Below are 24,509 nucleotides of genomic sequence, written 5' to 3'. Positions count from 1 at the left end.
TTGCATTGTCACGTATTCGAGCGGCGGTAACCGCAGCCTCAGGCGTTAGTCTTGTTCCATGCCCGAGGACATTCAAGAAATCGGTCGGCAAGGGGCCGCCATGCTGAAGCGATGGCTTGAGGCCACGACTTACATCGAACTCCCCTTTGACGCCTACAACAACAAGATAGACTGTATGGTTGAAACCTTCGGGGGTCAAAAGCAGTTCGATCTAGTCGGATACATGGTCGCGGGCGAGAAAACTCCCGTCTACGTCGAATCCAAGAGGTACACTTCCGCCTCCGGGCAGTACAAAGAGTTCAACAAGTTCTTGTCAATCGCCTACAGCCACACAGCTAGGGAACAAGACAAGTTCGGCACTAATCGCAAATCCTCTTATTTTTGGGTAACGTTTCACCCCTTCAACCTCGAAAATTGGTCCAAACTGGAAACCCTCGACCACATGAAAAAAGCGCTTGGAGAGCACACAGAACACCTTGGCGGGCATGCCATAGACGACGATCTAGCCGCCCAAGTATCCAGTAGAATTGCCGTCCTTGTCTTCAACCCGAAACAAGAATCTTGGACTCTCACGCGCGCTGAGCTCGAACTTATTCGCCCGACCCTCGCCAGGAAGGTTGCAACGCTTTGAACAGCTTGATGCAGGCACTCCAGGAAATTCGAAGCATCTATGTTCGCGACGAATATGCAAACAAGGTGAAGGCAGCCGTTCGAGAATACCTCGAAGAAATGGAGGGAAAGACTGCGGAAGTCGAGGACACACTCTACTTCAACCACAGTGCAATTCCCGATTTCGTGATCCGCTGGGATGGAGGGCAGAAACGGCGCGACTTCTATATTCGGGCATCATACGCTGAAATTGTTGCGGCCGACGAGGTGGTGCAAATTCGTTCGGGCGATCCTGTATTTATGTCAATTGATACTAAACAAAGTTTCCAGGAAGCGGGCTTTGAGCTAAGCCCGGTCAGTCTCGCGCATGAAGCGCGAAAGTCGGGGCACACTCTGCTCACAGACCCTTCGGCTATATCGGAAATCTCATCTTCAGCTGACAAAGTAGATCCTCTCGCCACTCTCATGAAGTCCAACTTCCTGCGGGGCGCAAGAGGCCTTGTAGACGAGCCGGTCGCCGAAGCCCTCATCGGAGCGCGATCTCGGCTCGAAGAGGGTCGGGTTGGCGACCTAATCAAGGAGAAATTCTTTGAGGATGCGGCATTCCGCATGGAGCGAACGGCTGCAATAATGCAGTGGGCAAAGAGCGGTTCCGGACAAGATGGCCCCCTAGAGTCGGTGCTTCATGGTTCAATGTCTTTAGAAGAACTGCAGAGTATCTTGCCTTGGATTCTACGGGAAAGTCGCGCTCCACATGACCCAAATTTCTGGAGTCAGCTTGGCGGCATGATGACGCTGGAGCAGCTGGAAGAGATGGCCGCTGACATCGAGGGCATGAACATTACCCCGCTGGTACAAGCAAATGCGCATCGCTGGTCGGCCAAACGAGGCTATCTTGGACTGAATATCTCAAATGAAGAAGCTCCGAGAGATGGATACTGGAGCTTCGATCATGGAACATTGGGACTCAACCTGCAGGGTTTGAGGATCAGGCTTAGCGTGAGCGGACACAAACTCAGAAGCCGGCCTGGAAGATCCTCTCTGCGATGGGAGAGTGTCAAGCAGGTTTTGCGTGACTATCGGCTTCAGTCTGTAAGCTTGTCCGGTATCGAGCGTTCACTTGCTATTGAAGCAAAAGCAAGCAACGACCTAAACGCTGATGTGTCCAAGATTGCCGATTCGGTGGAGGATGATTACTTTATCGACCGAGTTGCTTTGCAAATTCCGAGTCCGGGACAGGAGGAACCAGCTTCGGTCGACGTCGATTTCGCCGGGTCGCTAGTCACGGCAGACAGGCCCGCCGAGCTGGCTTCTCTAACGCGTGTTGTGCTTGACGTTGTAGGTGTCGAGTACAAAGAGGAACGGTTGTCTGCGATGCTTGATCGCGCTACGTCGATTCGCTACACATCCGAAGTGGAGCCGTCGGTCCTTGACTTCAGGCTTGGCGCCCGCGACGATTACGAACATCCCTAAAAGCGGAATCGTTCTGGATTTCTGAGGGCATAGGTAGAGTGCACGCGTGAACCGCCGCTTCGCTGACTGCCGCTTCCCATAGTGGCTGTTCAATTGCGGCGAAGATTCTGCCTAGGGATCCTCCGATGGTCTTCCAGGAGATACCGAGTGTTCCTAATAAGGCGGCAACTACAGATAGCAGTCTCGTTTCTGCCGGGATGCCCGTCTGCAGAATGGCCCAGATGAAGAGGGCGACTGCCGGCAGCATCAACAATATGAGCGCGTACCAATGTTTGGAGTATTCGATTGCGGTGGCGCCGAAGCGCTGTGCTAGCGCGGCCGAGGCCCGCACGTAGTCGGAACCGGTCAGCTGATCTGCAACAGCCGTCTCTCCGCACAGGAGTCGTCTCCAAAGTTCGCCCTGTTTACGGAGCCTTCGGGTCAATGCTTCGGTGACTTGCTCGGCATCTATTTGTGATGCGCGCTTCTGCCATTGATCGAGGGAACCGATCACGGCGGCTGCGGCACCGGCCGGTAGTTGGCGACGCAGCTCCTCGAGCCACCTCTGGCCGGTGTCGATCCTGTTCTCCTCGAACGACGTCGCCAGCTGCTCTGGATTTTGGGATGTGGGAAGGTAGACGGTATCAGCGAGCATGCGCCCAAGACCAAGCGCAGTGACCAATCGGCTGTCTAGTCCGGCCAGCTTGATGTGCTGCTTGACGAACAACTCGATTAGAGCTTGCTTATATTGGTCGGAGCTCGCGGTGTCCCAGCTTTCAAATAGAGACTGTAATGCGTCGCCAAGACCAAGTCGCTTGACGTCACCTTCAATCTTTCCCCGTCGTACCGCCGCTACTTCAGCTGCCGTAAACGATGAGAAACCGGGAAGGTGGTCACCTGGGTGAGATGAGGAAGCGGTCGTGGGAGACATCGGCGGGGGGTTCTGGTATGCGATTGCCATGTTCCATCCAAGACGGAGTGCGGCGATAACGTCCTCGTCCGGGAGCGTACCTGAACCCAACCGCTCTTCGACCGGATGGCGGCCCAGCCCCGAGCTAGCCGTAGTGTCCTTCATGCCCACACTTCTATCAGAAGCGCTCTTGAAAGTCGGGCACATACTCCGAGACATCATCTGCATTTGAGTGACGAGCAACACGATGCCGGTTAGCCCGGATCGTTCACGGGGCAGCCGCATGATCGGCACGTAGAAATACGGAAGTGCCCTCTGGTCAGGGAAGACTTGGGATTGCGATATCTCAAGAAGTCCCGAATGGATGGCACTCCGTAGGTGAAGCGTACTTCGTGGTCGGCCGGTCTGCATGTCACGGCTGACGGCGCCCGCGTGGTGGCGCACCCGGACAGCGCAGCGAGCCGGGCGATCATCGACCCGATCTGTTCACGGAGGCGTTCCTGAACAGCGGGAGGCAGTCCCTATACAAGAGGATTGCACGGACAACTCCCGGTTGCGTCACGGTGATCGACAGGGTCTCACCTGGCCGCTCACCGGGCGGACGGTGATGAAGAAGCTTGTTACCTCTCACGGCTCGAACAATGCTGACTGCCGGGCGCGCAAACGTCGCGCCCCCGTACCGTCGTCCCGTTCGCTGCCTTGCTCAGAGGCTGCGATCACGAGCCTCCCGCCCGGATGCGCGCCCACGCATGGTCGGGCGCTGGGCTTCGGCCTGCCGAGCCTTGCCGGCTGCGACCTTCTGCGCCTCGGCTGCATGGGTGCGCTCGATGCGGGCGACGGCGTCGAGAGGGGTGAGCGACCTCAGTGCCTCCGCCTCGGTTCGTGCGTCTTGTGCGGTTTTTGTCCAACGCCGGGCTTCGCGGTCAGGGTTGGCGCGCTCGTACTGCGCAGCCGAGCGGCGGACCTGCTCGATGCCGAATACGCGGGCCATCGCGGCCAGTCTTTCCTCCCTGGGGGATGGTATCGGGCGGCGTGCGCCCGGCGCGGCGAGGAGGCCAACGACCCGGCCCCACTGGGTGGCTGTGCGCTCGGCGGCGTCGGCACGGCCGGTGAGGGCGGCGATTTCGTCTCGGACCCGCCTGGCTGGACCGTCGTGGACGAGCCCGCGGATCGCCTTCGCCGCGCGGTCGGTGGCGACGGCCAGCCCGCGGTCGGCGCGGTCGCGTTCCATCGCGGCGGTGAATTGTTCCCGGGCATCGGGGAGGTTCTCGGCGACGACGTGCAGCAGGTTGGTCTGGCGGCCGCGGGTCATGCCGACGTAGACGGCCGCCGCGCTCGTCTGGTCGGTGAGCAGCGTGTGCGACGCCGTGACGGTCGTGCCCTGGACGCCGTAGGCGGTCGCCGCGTAGGAGAGGTGCGCGTGCTCTGCCACGTAGTCGGCGGGGAGGCGGGCGCTGGTGTTGTGCTTTCGTCCCGTGTCGGTCTCGCGTACCCAGAGCGATCCGTCGGCGTCGACCTGCTGCACGGTCCAGGTCTGCCGGTTGGCGACGCCAAGTCGTGTGTCGTTGTGTCGGGTTTGGATCAGGTCGCCCGCTCCGATGCTCAGGCCGTCGCTGCCGGTGGCCGTGCGGGTGCCGTCGACGATGCCCTGCTCTACTCGGCAGGCGCGGATGCGCTCGTTGAGGACGGTGGCTTCCTCGATGGTCGCGACGGTGATCGCCTCGCCGTCGCGGGCGGTGCCGGCGATGTGGGTCTGGGCGTCGTCCTCGCTCGCGTGGATCCGGACGAGACCGAGTGTGGCGAGCTGATCGAACAGGTCGCCGGGGTCGCGGCTGTCGCGCATCGCGAGTGTGAGGTTGGCGTAGGCGGGATCGGCGAAGCGGTGCACGCTGGTCACCTGCCAGACGCGACCACGGAGCTGGGCGGCCATGTCGAGCGCTCCCCCGCGGCCAACGGCGGGGAGCTGCGCACGGTCGCCGACCAGCGCGAGGCACGCTCCCGATTCCGCCGCGAGGGTGAACAGGGCGAGGGCGGTGTCCTGGTCGAGCATCCCGGCCTCGTCGACGACGATCCGCTCGCCACGGCCGATCTGCCCGGCGGGGCGCGGCCCGTCGTAGCGGCGTCCGGTCTCGGGGTCGATCGCGCCGGGGGCGAGGCGAGTCCAGACGCCGTCGTCGTTCCATCGCCAGCCGTGCGCGTGCACGAGGGCCGCAACCGAGTCCGCGGGCACGCCGAGTTCCTCGGCCGCGACCTGTGCGGCCTTCTTCGTCGGGGCGAGAACGCGCACCCGGCGCCCCTCGCGTTCGGAGGCGGCGATCGCGGCGGCGAGCATCGTCGTCTTCCCCGCACCGGCAGCGCCCTCGACGACGACGAGCGGATCGGTCGATGCAACTGCCGCGGCCGCTTCGCGCTGGTCCGGATCGAGGCTCTCGGCCTGGGCGAGGCCGCCGAGGCTGGGGCGCTCGGGCTCGACATCGGCGACGCGGGCGGCGAGAAGGTCGCGGAGCCTCGTCTCGGCTTCGATCACATAGACGCTCGTGAGGTGCGCGACGTGCTCCGGTGTGGGTGCGCCGGGCGGAAGGAGCGAGAGGCAGTCCTCAACGGCGAGTCGGGTCGCGAGCGCGACGAACTCCCGCAGCTCGTCGCCGGTTGCCCGCGCACCGTACTCGGTCACCAAGCCGGTGACGTGCTCGGTGACCGCGTGCATGGTCCATGCAGAGGCGTGGGCGGCGCAGCGGTCGAGGGCGCGGGACGCGATCGCCTCGATCGAGAGAGCGTCGAGCGCAACCACCGTGGGAGGTGCCGGTCGCTTCAGGGTTGCAGGGTCGTATCCGGCCTGACGGAGTTCGGCGATCCACGAGACCTCTTCAGCGAGGCTGGTCGGCTTCTTCGCCGGCCGCTCGTAGGCCCATGCCTTCTCCTGCAGCCGCGCCGTGACCGCCGGCCCGGGTGTCTCGCCGGGGTGGGCGGCCTCCCATTCGGCGCTCAGGCGGGCGAGGTTCCGCTCCACTTGGACGGCCCGCTTGCTCATCACTGCGTTGAACGGCTGCAATTCGGCCACCTCGCCGGTGACCGGGTCCAGTGTGAGCCCGTGCCGGTCGAGCGCTTCGGCGAGCACGGGATGGGCGGCGATGACGGCGGTGCCGAGCGCGCGGATTGCGCCCTGCTGTGCGAACAGTGCCGCGGTGTCGAGGGCGAGCCAGGCGCCGGCCGCGCGCACGCGCGTGCCGATCTGGAGGTGAATGTGGCGGTGTGGGTCCCCGGCGCGGCTCGTGCGGTGCGTGACGGCGACGGTGTGCAGTTCCTCGGCCGGCACGACCTCTTGCGCGCCGCGCGGTCCGACCCTTGTCACCGAGTGCCGGGCGAGCCAGCGGCGGATCTCGGCGGCGGCGTCCTGCTGTGCGGCGTCGAGCGCGGCCGACACCTCGGGATGCAGGGCCGCGGCGATGGAGAGGGACTTTGGGGCGTTGATTACCATCTCTGCGAAGCGCGGCGATCCCAGACGGCCATCGCCCGCCTGGCGTGGGGCACCCAGCCGTTCCCCGGTGATCGGGTGCGCCCAGTCGACCCACGCGGCGTACGCATCCGGGGCGAGGTCACGGATGACCGTGACCTCGCCGTCGCGGTCGAGCTGCACGAACTTCGCAACGGCCACGTCGCCGAGGTAGTAGTCATCGGCGCGCGACCGGTCGGATTCGACGTACCGGCGGGCGGCCGCGCCGTCCCCGCGGAACAATGTCACACCGCCCTTCACGCCCGCCTCCCTCACCTCTGTGAGAGACAGGTGCGCAGCGCCTACCGGCGGTAGCATGCGTCCATTCAGAAGAAGCCTGTGATGTCTCAGGACACTGGTGACAGTTCTGTATCAGGACATCAGTGACACTTCATGTCTCATGACATCGGTGACAGTTCGGGGTCTGGGCCGCTGGGCTCGAAGGTCGGGAGTTTGCGGGCGTAGCGGCGGTATCCGACGTGCTTGGTGCCGGGGTCGGGGATGGGGTGCTCGGCGATGATCTCTCCGGTGTCCGCATCGCAGAAGGCAACGGTCTCGACGTCGACGACGGCGTGGACGCGACGCCCGACGTGCTTCTGGCCGAGCCCGTAGACGACGTTGCGGATGCTGACCCGCCCGTCGGGGCGGACGGTGCGATGGTATTCGCCGGGCGGGGTGCCGGTGCCGGTGCTGCGGATGACGTCTCGGATGTCTTCGGGACGGGACGCGCCGGAGCCGCGGGGCCGGCCGTTGCTGACGTGCTTGGTGCCCGGTGCCGGCCAGGGGTGCTCGATGAGGAGCTCGCCGCCCTGACCGTAGAAGGCGACGCCCTCGTCCGAGGTGGCGACGTAGACCTTCTCTCCCGCCAGCTCGCGGGCGATCTGATAGGTGACGCCCTTCACCGCGATCACCCCGCTGCTCTTGACTCTCGCGGCCCGCATGTTCTCGAAGTCGAGGGCTGTGCCGGGCGCTTCACCCGCGGGGTGGAGGAGAACAGGGCGGGGCGGCACCGGCCGGGGCCGGGGTGGTTCGGCGACCGGGGTCGCGTCCCAAGCACGCTGCGGGGTGACCCGTCCGGGCAGGCCCTGGTGAGGGCGCTCGGTGTTGTAGATGCGGTCGAATTCGTCGACCTGCTCCTGCAGCCGCTCGATCGTCTCGGCGATGGGCTGCTTGTCGAGCCAGCGGAACAGGGTCTGGTGGAAGCGTTCGTTCTTGCCTTGCGTGGTCGGCTTGTAGGGCTTGCCGGTGATCATCTCCACCCCGAGCGCTCCCCCGTAGGCTGCGAGCTGGCCTTCCCAGCCCCGGCGGGCGGGGTTCATCGCAGCCCCATTGTCGGTCAGGAGCCGTTGCGGGACGCCGCGCTTCTCGATGCCCTTGCGCATGACGACGATCGCGTCCGCGCTGGTCTCCCCGGTGGCGACGTGGGACGCGACGGCTAGACGGGAGTGGTCGTCCTCCAGCTGGAAGATCACGCACTTGCGCCCCTGCGCCAGGACGTACTCGGTGGCGTCGAGCTGCCAGCACGCGTTCGGCGCCGGGTAGACGAACCGGCGGTAGGAGGCACGGGGCTTCTTCCGTGGCTCTGCGCGGGCGACGCCGGCCTGTCGGAAGATCCGCGCCAGCGACGCGACCGACGGGGCTACCAGGCCGAGGGCGATCATCTTGTCGTGCACGCTGATCGGCCCGTGATCCAGCCCCGATGCCTCCAACGCGGCCCGCACCTCGATCGCCTGCTGCGATGCATCCTCGGTGATCCGGCTGGGGCTCGTCCTCGGGCGGCGTGAACGCGGCTCCAGTACCGCGGCCTGCCCCTCGTCCCGGGCTCGGGCGCGGAGGGCGTAGAACGTCTTGCGGGAGATGTCGTGCTCGAGGCAGAACGTCGTCACCGACCCGCGCGGGGCGTCGTCAGGCCACCGGGCGATCGCGAGACGGACACGAGGATCAACGGGATCGTTATTCTTCTGCACCCCCCATCACAACGGGAGAAGCGTCACCACGAAGAACCCCGGAACTGTCACCGATGTCCTGATGTACGAGTGTCACCGATGTCCTGAGACATAACACATTCAGAAGAAGCCTCTTAAGAACCGGGGACCTGTTCGGCAGGCGCTAGACCTCAACGCAGCGTGATCACGACGACGTCCGCGACGACCTCGTGTGCAGCTCCTGGCCCTCATCGGGCGTTCCAGTTGAGGCACTCCTTGCGTGCATATTCATCGCGCGGGTCCTACGTGCACACCCCTCGCCAGCGATCTCAACAACCGGCACTTCCTCAATCAGCACACGCTGATGGGCCGGCTTGCGCACAGCTCCGACGGGCGGCGATGGGAGACGACGGACCGTTCGACGGTGAGGTCGTCGTGGAGCGCCGGCGCCCGGCCCGCCTCCTGCCCCTGGCCAGCGTGGCCCTCGAGCCCTGTGGACGAGGATCATCGGGACCAGGCAGCCCATGCCCGGATGAGGCCGCCTCGATCCGGTGATGGGGATCGCAGCCCCCGCCTCGCCTACGATCCATGCATGGGCGAAGGCGCACGAGGTGAGCCGAAGCGCCGGTGGGTGCGGTGGGTTCTCTGGATCGCGCTCGTACTCGTTGTCGTGCTCAGCGGCTACACCGGTTACGTCGCGATCCAGGCCGCGCAGCCGGTCACGCTGCCTGTTCCGACCGGCCCCTACCAGGTCGGTCGGACCCTCGTCGAATGGACCGACAGCACCCGCACCACCAGCTCGCCCCGCAACCGCGTGAGTCACGCGAGCTCTCGGTCTGGCTCTGGTATCCGGGCGTCCCCGGCCCCGCCGGGCAGCACGCGCCCTACACCCCGGGCGCCTGGGCGGGATTGCATCTGAGCGGTCCGGCCGGTCTTGGCGAAACCAGCTTCGCGGACGTTCGCGACCACTCCTACGCCGACGTTCCGGTCGCCGCGGGCCAGTTCCCCGTTGTCGTGCTAGAACCAGGCATGGGCCTCGCCGCGCCGCAATATACGACGCTCGCGGAAGGTTGGCCAGCCACGGCTACCTGGTCGCCGGCCTCACCCCCACCTACAGCGCGAACCTCACCGTCCTGAACGGACAGACCGTATCCGCCACGGGAGGCTGGTCAACCACCGGCGACCGACACCGCGAACGAGCACGCCGGCGAAGCACAGGCCGCCGGCGACCGGCTGGTCGCCATCTGGGCCGCCGACGACCAATTCGCCGCCACCCACCTCGCAGCACTGAACACCAGTGGCCGCTTCGCCGGTCACATAAACGCCAGCACGATCGTCTACGCCGGCCACTCCTTCGGCGGGGCCGCCGCGTTGGAGGCATGCCGCACCGACCCACACTGCGCCGGCGCGGCCGACCTCGACGGCACCCAGTACGGCTCGGTCGTCCATACCGGACTCGCCAAGCCGATGATGCTCATCGGCAGCCAGAACTCCTGCATCACCGGCACCTGCCAACCGGCCGGCGCCGGCGACCAAGCCAGCCGGGACACCGCCCAGGCGCTGCTGGCCGCCAGCACCGACGACGCCTGGTGCCACCAGATCACCGGAGCCGGGCACTTCAATTTCAGCGACCACGGCAGCTACTACCTCGCCGCCCCCATGCGGTCCCAAGTCCCGCTCGGTCCCATCGACGGCACCCAAGCGCTCACCATCACCAACGCCTACCTGACCGCATTTGTCGACCACGTGACCCAGGGCCGGCCCGAACCGCTGCTGACCGGGCACCCGCCATATCCCAAGGTCGACGTCCAGCACACCCCATCCTGAGCCGATCAAAACCCACTCAGCGGCAACTTGAACGCACGAGCGTCGAAGTCCGGTCCGCATTTCGACGGCTGCCGGGCTGAGAAGTCCGCCCGCTCGCTGGGGCCAGGACTCCTCGCGTCCGGAACCCTCACCACGATCATCCGCGAGGGCCCGGGTCTCCGGGTCCCAGCGCCTCTACTCCGATGTGGAGTCCGTCTCCCGGTCGGTCTTCGGCCCCGCCAGGGCAACTCCACCTCCCAGGTTATCCGGCCGTGCTCGCCCCCCGGCACCATCGTCCCGACCTCGAACAAGCCCTACGTCATCGACGCGACCCGCCTGCCCCGGTCACTGAAGGGGAACACCGTGCGGCAGACGGAGAAGGCGAGATCGTTCCGCCTTGGGTAGCGCGCGGGGTCTGAGGGATCACCGGTGATAGCGAAGAACCCGTGACCCTCCGCCGCCTCGCCGAGGACTTCTACGAAGGCCTCTGCGGGCTCCCGGCAGAACAGATCCCGCCCCATACGGTTCTTGCCACCACAGTCAGTTCTCTCCGCTATCGGGGTGCCAGCCTGGTTGGCTGGAGACGCGGTTGCTAATGTTCGACCAGAGAAGGAGGCCGACATGATGTACGGGCGAGACGAGCTGGAGTGGGACGAGCTCGTCGACGAAGGCCACGAGTTCCTGATCGAGCGTGCTCGGCTGGGAAGGACGACCACCTACACCGAACTCAACACGGTAGTCAGAGAGCGCACGCGGTTGAAAGGGTTTGACTTCAGCAGAGACGCGGACCGTGCCGCAATGGGATACCTCCTCGGCAGGATCGTCGACAAGGACAGGGAAACGAATCCCGAGCTGATGATCTCAGCACTAGTCATATATCTGAACGCTACTGACGCTGGGAGCGGCTTCTACGCGAAGGCAAAGGAGGTCGGCCTTCTCAAGGACGGCATGGACCGGCTGGAGTTCTGGGTCAGGCAGCTCCAACAGATTCAGGACCGGTATAGAAGAAGGCAGCGCACAGCAGCAGGCACCACCCCAATGAATCCATGACGGAATCGCCCCGATGGGGCGTGGGGAACTTGATAAGCGCTTGATGCGCCGTCCCATCATGAGCCGGCCCTAGGATGAGGCCAGAGCTTGTCTAATGGAGGGGTAGCAACCGCGTGAAAGCCGTCGAGTCCAACCTGCTGAAATTCCTGCAGGCATCGCCGCAGTTCGTGATCCCGATCTACCAGCGCACGTACAGCTGGACGATCAAAGAATGCCAGCAGCTCTGGGACGACGTCATGCGCGCTGGCAAGGACGACCGGATCAACGCGCACTTCATCGGCTCGGTCGTCTACATCCAAGAGGATCTCTACCAAGCCTCCCGCCAGTCGCCTCTGCTCGTGATCGACGGCCAGCAGCGTCTGACCACTGTCTCGTTGATCCTCGAGGCCCTCGCCCGGCATGTCGAAGGAGAGCCGATCGACGGGTTCAGCGCCCTCAAGATCCGGCACTACTTCCTGCAGAACCCTCTCGAGTCAGGGGACCGAGGGCACAAGCTCCTTTTAACCCAGAACGACAGGACGAGCCTGCTCGCACTGGTGCGCCAGCAGCCACTGCCCGACCAGAGTTCGATCCGTGTAAGGGAGAACTTCGAATTCTTCGACCAGATGGTCGAAAAGCTCGGTTCGGGCCTGTACGCCCTGTGCCGGGGCCTGCTCAAGCTGATGATCGTCGATGTGTCGCTCAGCCGCGGACAGGACAATCCGCAGCTGATCTTCGAGAGCATGAACTCGACCGGCCGGGAACTGAGCCAGGCGGACCTGATCCGCAACTACGTCCTCATGGGGCTCGACCCGGAGCACCAGACGCGGCTGTACGAAGCGCATTGGCGTCCCATGGAGGTACGCTTCGGCCAAGAGTCCTACGGCACCCACTTCGACCGCTTCATGCGCGACTACCTGACGATCAAGTCCTCCGAGATCCCGAATGTCAGGGCGGTCTACGAGGCGTTCAAGGAGTACGCCGCCCGCAAACCTGTCGCGGAAGCCGGCGTGGATGCGCTCGTGGAGGACATCGAACGGTTCGCCAACTACTACTGCGCCATGGCTCTGGGGAGAGAGCCCGACAGGCGCCTCGCCGAAGCCTTTCAGGACCTTCGGGAGCTCCGAGTCGACGTCGCTTACCCGTTCTTGCTGGAGGTCTACGCCCGCTACGACGAGGAGCGACTGAGCAGAGACGACTTCCTCTCGATCGTCCGGCTCGTCGAGGCCTACGTGTTCAGGCGTTCGGTCTGCGCGATCCCGACTAACTCCCTCAACAAGACCTTCGCGACCTTCACACGCGGTCTGGATGACGACTCCTACTTCGAGAGCGTCCAGGCCGCCTTCCAGCTGTTGCCCTCCTACCGGCGCTTTCCAAACGATGACGAGTTCCGACGGGAATTCGAATCACGCGACATCTACAACTTCCGCAGCCGCAGCTACTGGCTCCGACGGTTCGAGAACGACGGCCGCAAGGAGCGGGTGCCGGTCGACGAGTACACGATCGAGCACATCATGCCCCAGAACAATGACCTGCCGGCGGCATGGCGGAACGAGATAGGACCAGACTGGGAACGCGTGCACAAGACCAAGCTCCACACCCTCGGCAACCTCACCCTCACCGGCTACAACAGCGAGTACAGCGACAACCCCTTTGCCGAGAAGAGGGACATGCCCGGAGGGTTCCGCGAAAGCCCCCTACGCCTCAACGCCGGCCTCGGCACGACTGCCCGATGGGATGAGGAGGCAATCGACAGGCGCGCTGCAAAGCTTTCGGAGACCGCAACGGGAATCTGGCGCGCCCCCCGCCTCCCCTCCCACGTTCTCGACCGCTACCGACCGGCCAGCAAGCCGGCAGCGACCGCCTCCTACACCATCGAGGACCATCGAAGCCTTGCAGCCGGGACTCTCACCCATGACCTCTTCGAGCAATTCCGCAAAGAGGTCCTCTCCCTCGACCCAGCAGTGACCGAGGAGTTCCTGAAGCTGTACATCGCCTACAAGGCAGAGACCAACTTCGTCGACGTCATCCCCCAGACCTCTCGCCTGCTCCTGTCGATCAACATCCCCTTCCACGAGCTGAATGACCCCCGGGGCATGGCCCGCGACGTCACCAACCTCGGCCGATGGGGCAACGGTGACAGCGAAGTAGTCCTCGACTCCAGCGAAGAACTCCCGTACATTCTCAGCCTGGTCGGGCAGGCCTTCGAGCGACAGATGGGCAATGATTCGGCATAGCCCAGGCCTGGCTTAACCCTCGTGTGCGAGGGACAGACTCGCTTGCAGCCTCGAAGCAACTGGCAGGTCCGGAGCGTGCTTACGCCGCCGGAGGCATCCACTGGCAGAGGGAGGCTTAGGCTTGTTCCGGATCCCCGCGAATTCGTCTCTAACCAAGGGGCCGCACTAGTCGAAGGCCATCTTCAACTGATTGATCTCGCCGGAGTCGATCCCTTCGACCAAGTATCCAGGACAACGAATTCATGTGGGATGACTCGGCCTGCTACGTCGTGCCGCCCCTCAGGACCTGTGAAACCCAGCGCCACCTTCTTACCGACACGGCGGCAGACTTCGGGCTCATCCTCAACGCCTGAGAAGACGTAACCTGTCCCGGTGACTGATCCCCGGTTCCGCACCAGCGCACCCCACGCTGCCCCTGCTCCAATCCGATCCGCTGTGCCTCTTACGCTCGGGAGCGTGCTGCAGGCCGAGGGTGCGGCGCATGACCCGATCATCCGCCTTGGAGAGATTCATGCTCTCCGGCACAGCTTCCGGCAGGGCGGCCACGAGGAGATCCAAAAGCCCGAGGATCTCTATGACCCCAAGAAGCTCCTCGCTTACACGCGCGCACAAGGCACCAGGCGATTCCCCGCCGATCCGCCGAGATACTGGGCCGTCTTTCTTGCGGACGGCGGCCGCCGGACGCGCCTCCACTGTGTCTTCGAGAATCGCGGCGAAGTCCGCATCGAGCGAACGAACACCTATCGGTACTACGACCTGCGCCCGAGCAGCTTCCTCGCCCCACTGGCGGACCGCCTCGTGATCGAGTGGGGCAGGGACACCATCAACTGGAACCGTCCCGCGGCCGAGGTCGCGCACCTGCCCGTGCTGGAACGCCGGGCGTAAGGAGTCATCCACAGCCAACGAGACGCCCACCTCCGCCAATTAGCCAGCCATCTTCGTTGAGATGACCGACCGCTCGCACCCATGGCGCCGGTGTCAACCTGCTAACGGGAGCTGCGAAATACCAAAAAGACGACGCCTCCGGGCCTCAGCCTCGGCGTCCTTTTCGGTCACCGGAGAATGCTCGCGTCGAGTGAATCTCTACCTGCCGGTCCACGTATGGATGCGACGATCATGCCCATGTGCTGCGCAGAACTTGTTGACCTCCTCGACAAGTTCCAGACGCTCTTGGTCTACTTCTGCTGCTGCGGAGTGAGGTAGGAAATTGTATGGCTCCAGGTTCCGCTTCACGATGCTCGCCATGCGGCCGACATGGGTGTCGATGTCTTCGAGGATTTGAACGTATGGCGTGTCGTAGAGCGATAAGGCCTTCGCTTGGATTCGGGTTCCTTTGACGCGTCCCTCGTTGATTACCTGCTTAATCTGCCGCAGCGCGTCAAGCATGTCACCGAAATTGCCTTCGACTTGGGTCATGTGTCTGATGGCATCGCGGTCGAGGACACCAAGAACGACGTCAAAGCAGTGTCGATCCGATTCCTGTGTGAATCGGTCCCAAGAGATGCTCTTTGCGAGCCGGTCATCTAGAGCCCACAGTTGAGCCAAGTCTAGGTTTTCGAGATTCAGAAGCTGGCTCTGGGTGAAGAGTTGTGCCCATGGCGCCAGCTGCTTCGGTGACTTTACCGATTTTACTCCGACGAAGATCAGACTGTCGTATCGCGCGCTGAGCCCGTGCCGCGTGAACGTATCCTGGGTCTGGACGATCTTCTTGTTGTCGCACGTGGCCGTGACCTGGACGGCCACGCGCCGTCCTACGTCGTGGAGATCGACGGCCGGGAAATTGCGGCTAGGGAAATTGGTCGATGCGAGGTTCCACCCACGCGTCAGGTTGAGGACCTCCCTGTAAAGAACCTCAAGCGCCGAGGTCACGTCGGTGAGACCATGCGCGACTCGCCCAGAAACATGAGATTCCAGAATACTCATGCGATCGACAATCCGTTCCTTGACGACAATTTCGTCCAAGTGATTTCCCTTCTACTGATCGACTCCGGGACCGAAACATATTTTGAGCTTAACCTCATCCACTCGCTAACGCCGCGATGAGCGACCGTGAGGTCTCACCATGGCCAGAACCGTCGCCTGTCATCTCAGAGGCCGTCTATCAAGTCGGATCATGCTGAAGTTACTTTTCCCTGTGCTTCAGCACCGCTAGGGCGAAAGATAGCCGGGCTTCGGGGTTTCCTCCACCCACTCGCAAGGTGGCCGTTCCTTCCCCAGCGTTCTCAATTTCAGTCTCCAATGAATCAGAGACGCGCCGCTGCCCAATCAGGCTCTTCATGACGACAACCGCGCCGGTTCGTTCTGGGCTCGAAGGGCGTTCAACCTGCCAACCACAGACGAAACGCAGGAAATCCTATCCAATCGGTTCAAAGTATGATGTCTGCGGCGAGATTGAATCAACGTTGAGCCATTCTGTGGTCCATGACTCTAGTCTGCCCCGGCTTGCCGACCACTTCTTGGAACTGCAGCGCTTGGGTCTGCATGTCCCAAACCGTCCCCCTATCAACTCCGTTGCCCTTGAGCGTAATCGACGTGTCCGTAAGCCAGCCGTCCACCGGACACCGCACGACGGTACCGTGCCCAACAGCAGAAGCCAGGAATTCCGGCTTTCACGATTCCCGTATGACCCGCCCGCAAAACTGCCCGATCACGGTACCCTAAACGCTACGGTTCTGGACATGCTCATCGGCTACGCTCCGCGTCTCGACCAGTACTCAGGACCTCACCGCCCAGCGAAACGCCGTGGTCTAACGATTTCGAAAGAAGTCCGCTAGTGTCGCGTTTCTGAAGTCGTTTTAGGTTTGGCTTTGGCGAGGATCTGTTCGGGGGTCTTGGTCCAGATGAAGGGGTGGGCGCGGTCGTTCCAGCCGGTGATGAACTGGCGGATCTTGGCGTTGAGGTCCTTGACGGAGGTGAAGACGCCGCGGCGGATGGCCTGGCGGTCGATGATGCCGAACCAGACCTCGACGAGGTTCAGCCAGGAGCCGGAGGTCGGGGTGAAGTGGACGCTGAAGCGGGGGTGGGAGGCGAGCCAGGCCTTCACCTCGGGGGTCTTGTGGGTGGCGTAGTTGTCCATCACGAGGTGCAGCTCGCGGCCGGGGTAGGCCCGGTCGATCTGGCGAAGGAATGCGAGGAATTCCTGCCTGCGGTGCTTGGGCTTGACCGCGGCGGTGACCTGGCCGGTGGCGACCTCGAGGGCGGCGAAGAGGGTTGGTGGTGCCGTGGCGGGTGTAGTCGTGGGTGCGCCGCTCGATCTGGTGCGGCTGCATGGGCAGCATCGGTGCGGTGCGGTCCAGGGCTTGCACCTGGCTTTTTTCGTCCACGCACAGCACGATGGCGTCCTCGGGCGGGGCCAGGTACAGGCCCACGACGTCGGTGACCTTCCCGACCAGCTCGGGGTCGGTGGAGAACTTGAACGTCCCGGAACGCCACGGCTGGACGCCGTACTCGCGCCAGGCCCTGGCCACTGTGGTGTTGGAGATCCCCAGGTGCTTCCCCAGCAGCCGGGAGGACCAGTGCGTCACCCCGTACTTCTTCGGCGGCGGGGCCAGGGTCGCCGAGACGACCTCGGCGTGGTCCACCCGCCGCGGGCGCCCCGAGCGCCCCAGGTCGCCGAGCCCCGCCAGCCCGGACTCCGCGTACCGGCGCCGCCACGCCAGAACGGTCACGACGCTCGCACCGACGCGCTCGGCAATCACCGTGTTCGCCACGCCCTCGGCGGCCAGCAGCACGATCCGGGCCCGCTGCGCGAGCCCGGCCCGCACCGACGGGGAGCGCGTCAGCCGCCTCAATTCCTCGAAATCACCATCACGAAGGCCCAATGCGGGCGCGGGACGATTGGCCACAAGGCCATCCTCCCAAACACCCAACCATTCAGAGACTAACGCCACGCGACACTAGGTGGCGGCCAGAGTACGTACGATGCATGCCACGTGCTGGCCCCAACCGTGGGCGCCTACCGCCCCACGGGTGGGCGCACATTTGCCCGGGAAGATCCGTACTGCGCCCGGTAAGGGGCTCCCGGCCTGTCTATGGCATTGAAGCAAGGCCGAGGGTTCAGTCTCGGACCAGACGAAGCATATTATGCAATGCGGCCAGCGCGTCACCGAGCGGCACGCGTTCCTGTTCGACCCTGATTGGGTGCGGTCCGGAGGGATCCGTGAGCATTCCGTATGTGATGCGTTCGTCGTCGTTCAGGAACGGCAGGGGCTTCCTCGGAGAGCGCTTCAGAGCGACTCCCCTGTCGTCGGTTTCTGCTTTGAACTGGGCAAACCGCGTCAGCGTTGCCGGGTCCATGAGGATCGTCTCAATCTTGACGCCGTAACGGCGGTAGTCGTTGACGATTTCGAAGCCGCGCGCGTCCAGGTCTCCCCAGTAGAAGATGCGAGGCGCCTGGCTCAGCCATTCGACCTGGCTGATCAGGCTGGGCCCAGCGGCACCATGGCCCTGCACACTGATCGCCCCGGGCACTAGGGGGAAGAGCACCGAGGTGTCCTTGTTCTCGGTGATGATGACGATCTCGGGTACGTATTCGGGCCGCATCCAAGAACCAGGACAGACACTATCGTGGAGTCGCCCGCACCCCTGGCGGTGCCCGGGGTCGATGTAGGTGAAGTGGACGGGGTTGGGACGGACCTCGACCAGTCCCAGGCTCTCCACTCCAGCGAGAGCCAGAACGTGCTGTCGGTGGCCGTTGAGCCACTTCGAATGAAGTCCCACAATCGGCACCTGCCGTGGCGAGAATCCCGACCCCTGGTTCTGTTGGAACCAGGCGGCGGCGGTGCAGAGGAGCTCGAAGTCGACTTCGGGATATCTGTCCGTTGCCCTCACGATTTCCCATGGGTCTTGGATCGAAGGGAATCGAGTGCGGATGTTTTCCAATCTGCGGCGTCCTCGCGCCAAACGCGGGCGCCACTCTGATCCGACAACTCGGGCTGCCATATCGATGTCCGGCACCTTCACATGGGAGGGGAGTTCTTGCTGAGTCGCCCCAGCCCGGCGGGTCTGGTAGGCCAGATCCAGATGGTTCGCGCGAGCCCAGTCCTGCCATTCGAAGGACCAGTGCTGTGCAGCAGCAAAGTCTCCGTCCAGATCGGCTCTCGTGGGTTTGCCCAGCGGGAACGAGTGCGGCCAGTGCGATGTATCGCCGCCCAGGGCGAGGTGCCATGACTTGTCCAGGCGCCGCTCGATCTCTCTGACGACCTGAGCCGGTGTCTTCATGCGGTCTCTCCCGATATCAGTTCGGGGGCGTCTCGGAAGGAAATGACGAAGGAGTACCCCGTTGACTGGTTCTTGGTCACCAAGAGGTTGAGGTCCATGTGCGGCTCCAGCGCGGTCAGCTGTCCTGTCGGTGCCCCGATGATGAGCTGGAAGCCGAGCCCGCGCCATGCCTGGACCGAACGTGCTGTGAACTCGCCGTCGGACTTCACGAAGCCCTCGTCCAGGAAGACCGGGGCAAAGCGTGGCTTGGTCCTCGTGTCATCGCCCAATTGGTAGCGCAGGGCCGCCCCGACGATGAAGGCCACGAGTTCTTGCGACTCGCCGCCGCTCTTGCCGCCGAGGGCCGAGTACATGCTGATTACCTGTCCTCGCGTGTTCACGCAGTGGGCGGTGATCTTGATGTGCCTGCGCACGTCGAGCAGCTCGTCACGTCGAGTGGAAGCCCCCGGTTCGGGTTTTGCCAGGCGGGTCATGAACTTCTGGAGGCGGTGGAAGCGCTCTTCGGTCTGCTCGTCGGACCAGTCTTGGGTAACGTTCGAGGACAAGGCTCTCAGTTCCTTGTGGAATGCCACCAACTGCTCGGGGTTGAGGCGTCTCAGCACGATTTGCAGCCGATTCTGCTGGGCCCCGAAGGGCAAGCCGGCCAGGATGTGGTTGACCGGCTCAAGTCGCTCCTCGATGTCGGTCAGCGCCCGTTCGTAGGCGTCGTTGAGCAGTTTGAGGTCGTTGCCGCTCCACTTCTGGAATTGGCGTTTGAAGGCTTGTCGGCGTTCGAAGAGCCCGTGCCTCACGATGTCGTCGTGGATCATGGCGAACTCCGGATATGCCTCAACCGAGGAGCCTCGGTTGGGGTCGGACCACTTCTCGTTGAACTGGGCGAAGATGCCCGAAAGGGTATCCGCTGTTCGGGAAGCAGCCTTCCACTCGCGCACGGATTCGTCTCTCAGGGCTTCCTTCAGCCGGTTCGCCGCAGTCGCGAAGCCCCGGTGGTCGACTTGCGGGTTCAGTGCGTCGAACTCTTCGTTCAGGTGTTCTTCGTCCTCATCGGAGAGGATGACGCTCCCAAGGCGTTCCAGGCCGTCCCGCTCTTTCGACACCTTGTCCTGGAAATCGATGATCTCTTCCCAGGAATCCATGAGTTTCTCTACCCGGTCTTCACTCCGGATATGCTCTTTCCTCCACCCTTTGAGGCGCTCATCCACGCTGTCGTGCTGACGCTCCAACTCGGCCAGGAGATCGGACTTCTCAAGCAGGGCCTCGCATTGATGAGTCAGGTCAGCGATAGCGCCTTCGACTCTGGCGAGGTCGATGGACTCCCACTCCGTGTCGATAATGGCTTGGAATGCCTTGGCTCCTGCACGGAGCCGCCCGATCTCCTCATCGAGCGCCCTCATAGCCGTCTCGTGGCCGTCGAGGTCGTCCCGGATGGCTCCGGATTCTTTCTCGATCTCCCTCAGTCTGGATTCGTTCGAGAACCCGAGTACGCCTTTCTGGTCACGGTTCCAGCCATGAGCGCCGCGTCGGCCTCGTGTGGTCTGCCCATTCACGGTGACCTTGGGGTTGGCCCCACCCAACTGGGAGGGGTCTCCGACGCACAGGTGGTCGGTGTTCTGCTGGGCGACGCGTTGCTTCACCCATGCTGTGAAGGGTGATTCCTTGAAGATGAGCCGTCCCGAGATGTAGCGGGCGTCGGAGGGTTCAGCGGCCTCAAGGGTGAGATCGACGCCCTCGAAGTTGATGCGCTGATCAAGGTGCAGGGCGTCAACGGTCTCGCGGATGTGCTTCTGCCGGCGCTCGTCGATGAGCATCGTTAGGCCTACTCCGCCGAGGGTTACCTCGGCTGCTCTCCGCCATTTCTCGTGGTCTGGGTGGACGTCCATGAGCTCCGCGGCGAAAGGCAGGTCTTGAGGACGGATGCCGCACGCCGCTGCGATCTGGTTGCGTGCCTGGTCATGGCCGAGGGGGACGCGTCCGTCACGCCTCTTCAGAGACCTGTGTTCTTCGACCAGCTCACCCAGGCGCCTCGTCAATTCGGGCACCGCTGCCACATGGCTGTCCCTGCCATCGGTGAGCGACCGTTCTTTCTCCGCGGATGAGGATAGGAATTCTTTCGCAGCGGCACGGGCGTCGGTGAAGGTTTCCTCGTCCGGGCATCGAAGCGCCAGCACCTCGGTGTTCGCTTCGAAACGGGCCCGAGCACTCAGGACCTTGTCCCGTTTCGCCGTTTCCTCTTGGATCCTGACCCTGATGGCCTCCAGCGCGCCGCCTCCGTTGGCGCGCTGCTGTTCCTCGATCTCCTTCAGCTGTCGGGCGAGTGATGCCTCCTCTCCCATGGCCTTGGCAAGGGAGGCTTGGGCTTCGCCGAGTTCCTGCCGGGTGTGCGTCTCCGCCTTCTCGAGCAGGCGGCACTGCGCACGGAGTCCCCAGAGCCGGAAAGGCGTATCGCCCAGACAGCCCACTCCGTAGCGGTCTAGACGATCGGCACGTTGCCGAGACCTCTCGTAGTCTTGGTGGAGGTCGGCGATCCTGCTCAGCAGGCGCTGCTTCTCGCCGTCCGTTTCCAGGTCCCTGTAGGACTGGTCCAGGTTCTGGAACTGGTCACAGGCGCGGTCCGCGGCCCTGTAGGTAGCAGGTTGCTCGAGCACCATCTGCTTGTAGAGCCCGTCCACGGTCGCGACCTGATAGCCCGCCTGGACACGCGCCAGCAGGCGAAGGGCCTTGTCGCCGTCTCCGTTGGCACCGATCCCCAGCCGGGTTGTGACCGCATCGATGAATCTGCCTGGCCCATCGTAGAAGGCGAGTCCGCTGAAGCGGGCGCGGATTGTGCGGGGATCGAATTTTCCGTTGGCGAACTGATCCAGATCCCGAAGGTCGAATGGGCCGTTGACGGTGATCAGCCGTCTTAGCACCTCGGTGTCGCGCTGGATTTCGGGCGGGGCGAAGAACACGCGGATCGCAGTAAACCGCCGTGCGGTGTCATCCACGAAAGTCATGGCGATGGCTCCCCACACGGGGGCTCCGTCCCCGCGCAGCACCCGCTCCTCGCCGTCAGGTGCATCGTCCCGCTTCCCGCGGAGGTAGGTGAGGATATTGCGCTGGTCGGCTCCTCTGGCCCGGCCTGTCTTGGCGTCATTCGAAGCGCCGTTGAACCCGACTGTCGCGGGCATCATCAGGGCTGTATAGGCGTCCTGCAGGGTGCTCTTCCCCGTGCCGGACGCCCCCGACATCAACGTCGAACCCAGGGCAAAGTCGATCGGGTGATAGCCGTGGAATCCGCCCCAGTTGATCATCTGGAGTCGCTCGGCCTTCCATTGCATCGTGCCCTCGGTGTAGCCGGCGATCAACGGCACCTCAGTCATCGTCCGCGTCCTCGTTCTGATCGTGGTCGGCTTCGTGGTCATCATGGGGAGGGCCGCCTGGGCTGTTCTCCTGGGTGAACCACTCCAGCAGGAGGTGCAGTTTCTTCAGCGGCAGCAGTGCCTCGATGACAGGAGAGACGGCAAAGCGGTCCTCGTCAGCGGTCTTGGCCAGGATCCCGGCAGCCTGCAGGGAGTCCACTGCGTTCTTGGCCTTGCCACGGTCTCCGGTGACGTCGGTGGCATGGGCCGGCCGGAACCTGGCCACGTGGTCCAAGCACTCCTGGCGGTCAACGTGCACTCGATCCTGTCCGCTTGAGCGATCGGTCAGGTAGCGCTGGCGCAGGAAGACCAGCAGGATGGTCTCTTCGCGGGAATAGGAGACGTCCTTCAGAAGGGGCGGGAACCGTCCGGGGGTCTCGGAGCGTACCTGAATCTCGTATGCCACGCCTCGGTCCCGGTCGAGCACCAGGTCCTGGAATAGATCGTTGAGCCTGGCCTTGATGACGCCGGGGTCATCCAGCAGCGTGGCCCACTCTCTCGGGTTCCTCTCGGCGGTCAGGACGTGCTTCTTGAGGAGCGTGACGAGGCACTGCCGCTGGGCCAGACGGAGTCCTCCCTCGTCTCCCTCGAAGAGGGACAGGCTCGATTCGTCGGCTGATTCCTCGATCGCGGATGGCCCGACGAAGACGCCCGCCTCGTCGGCGTACAGGTCCTCACTCATTTCGTTCTCCTCGTGCACCTTGTACTTGCTCTGCCCTGGCTGCTAACCGCGGGATCAGCCAGCGACGTCTGGTGCCGTCGGGCCGGATGGTGTCGACGATCTCGGTCTCCGCCGCCTGACCGTCCATGATGCCGATGTCCGTCGCCAATTGCAGCAGTCCGAACACCTCGACTGGGCGGCGAAGGCTGTCTTCCAACTCGTTGAAGGCCGATCCGAGTGTCCCGCACCCGCTTCGCAGCGCCTCCACCACCCTCGAGCGGACTTGATCCAGCATCGGGCCTCCATAGCGCCGGATCTCCTCCAGGGAGACCGGTTCGGGAGCTCCCCCTGAGACATCCTCAAGCGGCGGCACCGGCCTCTCGATGGCCGGGTCGTAGAACCTCGTCCGCAGGTGCTCGATTTCGAGCTTTGCCGGCATCCACTTCATCGGCACATAGTCCCGAGGGCGGGCTCCCTCCATCCAGATGGACATCTCCTGCTGGAGCTGCCGCAGGACCTTGGTCAGCTCCCGCTCGTCCACCGAGTCATGGCTGGCCAGATGCTCTGCCAGCGACCGGGATGCCTTGTGTTGCTGCGACTGCACGTCGTAGAGACCCTGACGGAGGATGGAGGCGGCTTTGAGGAAGTCCCGCTTCTCGTCCGTCCGCAAGGCTTCGGCAAACGGGTGGGCCATGATGGCGCGGAGGTCCTCCTGGAAGCCCGCGAGGAGCTCTTCGTCGTTGAGGATCGTCAGTGCGCCTTCGAAGGCTCGGCCTTCCTCGGTCTGCGAGGTCAGATGGTCGCTCGCGGTGAGGTAGGCGTCCAGCACCTCGCCTTTCGGGCGCTCTTCGGCGCGGAAGTCCCTGATCATCTTCCGGTGGATCGAGTCCAGGGCTTCCTCGACGCGGCGGAAATCTCCCGGCAACTGGCCGAGCAGGTCCACCATGTCGATGTAGCCGTTCAGCATCCGATCGTCGCTAGCGCTCAACAGCTCACCGCCTCCAGCGAGGCGGTCGCGTTCGGCGGTCAACCTGGCGATATCGCCGTCCAAGGTGGCAATGCGGGCCTCTCGGTCGGCGTTCGCATCGACCGCCCATCTGCGCCCTGCATCGAGAATTGTCGTCAGCCGGGACTCACTGAGCAAAGCTCGCTCCCTGGAGAGTCCCTCTATCACCCGCTGGGCGGCGAGCGTGTGGGAGGTGAGCTCGTAGGCTTCCCCGCCGTCGTCCTCGGCAGGAACCCTCTTGATCCACTGGTCATTCATCCAAGCGATGCAAAGGGCTCTTCCCTGAGCCTGGGGTGGAGTGTCGTAGCCGAGCGACTCCAACTCGTGCAGATATGCGTCCACCCGAGCGTGCAGCCGCTCCGCTTTGACCTGTTTGGTCTGTCGGCTGAACGAGGACCTGAACACGGCGAGCACGAAGGGCGCCCACTTCTGGTTGAGCAGCCGCAGCGTCGGAGACTCGCACGCTTCGGCAATGCGTCCCACTTCACCCGCAATATCACTCACAGACATACCTCCGACATAACCAGTGGCACGAACCTAACCGTGGCCACCGACAAAACTACGAGCTCGCCCGACGACTAGCTCCACATCCGCGCCGAGACCTAAATGGGGCGCACGCGAACTCGTCCATGTAGGCGTAGTTGTGGGCGGGGAATGTCTTCTCGGGATGAGCTCGCGCAGCCGACCCACGGACGAGCAATGGCATTTCCGGCCCTGGTACCGGCGCCGGCTCGATTGCCCGGGAGCGCGTGTGCACCTACCT

Annotated in this window: 14 protein-coding genes and 2 pseudogenes; 7 read left to right on the top strand and 9 right to left on the bottom strand. The window is 63.7% G+C overall.

Going from position 1 to position 24,509, the window contains the following annotated elements; genetic code table 11:
• Window positions 1–58: 58 nt before the first annotated feature.
• Window positions 59–631 (top strand): hypothetical protein, encoded by a 573-nt coding sequence (locus ACOKR1_RS08790; protein ID WP_422936278.1) that lies wholly within the window; start codon window positions 59–61, stop codon window positions 629–631.
• Entirely contained in the window at window positions 628–2,082 is a 1,455-nt protein-coding gene (locus ACOKR1_RS08785) for a hypothetical protein (protein ID WP_422936277.1), read from the top strand. The genes ACOKR1_RS08790 and ACOKR1_RS08785 overlap by 4 nt, the downstream gene beginning before the upstream one ends.
• On the opposite strand, the gene ACOKR1_RS08780 is transcribed toward ACOKR1_RS08785, so the two are convergent.
• The 3 genes and pseudogenes from ACOKR1_RS08780 to ACOKR1_RS08770 form a co-directional block, all read right to left on the bottom strand.
• A complete protein-coding gene (locus ACOKR1_RS08780) occupies window positions 2,045–3,136 on the bottom strand; it encodes a hypothetical protein (RefSeq protein ID WP_422936276.1) in 1,092 nt (363 codons plus the stop codon). The two genes, ACOKR1_RS08785 and ACOKR1_RS08780, sit on opposite strands and share 38 nt — an antisense overlap.
• Window positions 3,137–3,674: 538 nt before the next feature.
• Entirely contained in the window at window positions 3,675–6,725 is a 3,051-nt protein-coding gene (gene mobF / locus ACOKR1_RS08775) for a MobF family relaxase (protein WP_422936275.1), read from the bottom strand.
• A gap of 764 nt (window positions 6,726–7,489) precedes the next feature.
• Window positions 7,490–8,431 (bottom strand): annotated as a pseudogene (locus tag ACOKR1_RS08770) (integrase core domain-containing protein); the annotation flags it as partial.
• A gap of 729 nt (window positions 8,432–9,160) precedes the next feature.
• On the opposite strand from ACOKR1_RS08770, the gene ACOKR1_RS08765 reads away from it, so the two are divergent.
• From ACOKR1_RS08765 to ACOKR1_RS08745, 5 genes are all read left to right on the top strand, one after another.
• Window positions 9,161–9,526: a hypothetical protein gene (locus ACOKR1_RS08765; RefSeq protein WP_422936274.1), complete on the top strand. Its 366-nt coding sequence runs from the start codon at window positions 9,161–9,163 to the stop codon at window positions 9,524–9,526.
• A gap of 234 nt (window positions 9,527–9,760) precedes the next feature.
• Window positions 9,761–10,216 (top strand): hypothetical protein, encoded by a 456-nt coding sequence (locus ACOKR1_RS08760; RefSeq protein ID WP_422936273.1) that lies wholly within the window; start codon window positions 9,761–9,763, stop codon window positions 10,214–10,216.
• A 600-nt stretch (window positions 10,217–10,816) separates the two neighbouring features.
• The gene (locus ACOKR1_RS08755) at window positions 10,817–11,245 is read left to right on the top strand and encodes a hypothetical protein (protein ID WP_422936272.1); all 429 of its coding nucleotides are present in this window, start codon (window positions 10,817–10,819) and stop codon (window positions 11,243–11,245) included.
• A 113-nt stretch (window positions 11,246–11,358) separates the two neighbouring features.
• On the top strand, window positions 11,359–13,461 hold the full coding sequence (locus tag ACOKR1_RS08750) for a GmrSD restriction endonuclease domain-containing protein (protein ID WP_422936271.1): 2,103 nt from the start codon (window positions 11,359–11,361) through the stop codon (window positions 13,459–13,461).
• 456 nt (window positions 13,462–13,917) lie between these two features.
• On the top strand, window positions 13,918–14,346 hold the full coding sequence (locus ACOKR1_RS08745) for a hypothetical protein (RefSeq protein WP_422936270.1): 429 nt from the start codon (window positions 13,918–13,920) through the stop codon (window positions 14,344–14,346).
• A 198-nt stretch (window positions 14,347–14,544) separates the two neighbouring features.
• Here the strand turns inward: ACOKR1_RS08745 and ACOKR1_RS08740 are convergent, their stop codons facing one another.
• From ACOKR1_RS08740 to ACOKR1_RS08715, 6 genes and pseudogenes are all read right to left on the bottom strand, one after another.
• Entirely contained in the window at window positions 14,545–15,423 is an 879-nt protein-coding gene (locus ACOKR1_RS08740; protein ID WP_422936269.1) for an SMEK domain-containing protein, read from the bottom strand.
• Window positions 15,424–16,231: 808 nt separating this feature from the next.
• Window positions 16,232–17,306, bottom strand: a pseudogene (locus ACOKR1_RS08735) (IS630 family transposase).
• Between the two features lie 211 nt (window positions 17,307–17,517).
• Window positions 17,518–18,681: a Wadjet anti-phage system protein JetD domain-containing protein gene (locus ACOKR1_RS08730; RefSeq protein ID WP_422936268.1), complete on the bottom strand. Its 1,164-nt coding sequence runs from the start codon at window positions 18,679–18,681 to the stop codon at window positions 17,518–17,520.
• Window positions 18,678–22,085 (bottom strand): ATP-binding protein, encoded by a 3,408-nt coding sequence (locus ACOKR1_RS08725; protein WP_422936267.1) that lies wholly within the window; start codon window positions 22,083–22,085, stop codon window positions 18,678–18,680. The genes ACOKR1_RS08730 and ACOKR1_RS08725 overlap by 4 nt, the downstream gene beginning before the upstream one ends.
• Window positions 22,033–22,761, bottom strand: coding sequence for a DUF4194 domain-containing protein (locus ACOKR1_RS08720; RefSeq protein WP_422936266.1), 729 nt, complete (start codon window positions 22,759–22,761; stop codon window positions 22,033–22,035). Before ACOKR1_RS08720 ends, ACOKR1_RS08725 begins: the two co-directional genes overlap by 53 nt.
• Entirely contained in the window at window positions 22,754–24,250 is a 1,497-nt protein-coding gene (locus ACOKR1_RS08715) for a DUF3375 domain-containing protein (RefSeq protein WP_422936265.1), read from the bottom strand. Before ACOKR1_RS08715 ends, ACOKR1_RS08720 begins: the two co-directional genes overlap by 8 nt.
• Window positions 24,251–24,509 lie beyond the last annotated feature (259 nt).

Origin of the sequence: Sinomonas sp. P47F7 (assembly GCF_049332655.1) — a bacterium.
Taxonomy (GTDB): Bacteria; Actinomycetota; Actinomycetes; order Actinomycetales; family Micrococcaceae; genus Sinomonas.
Note: the sequence above shows the minus strand (reverse complement) of the source record. Positions and strands in the feature narration are given on the sequence as shown.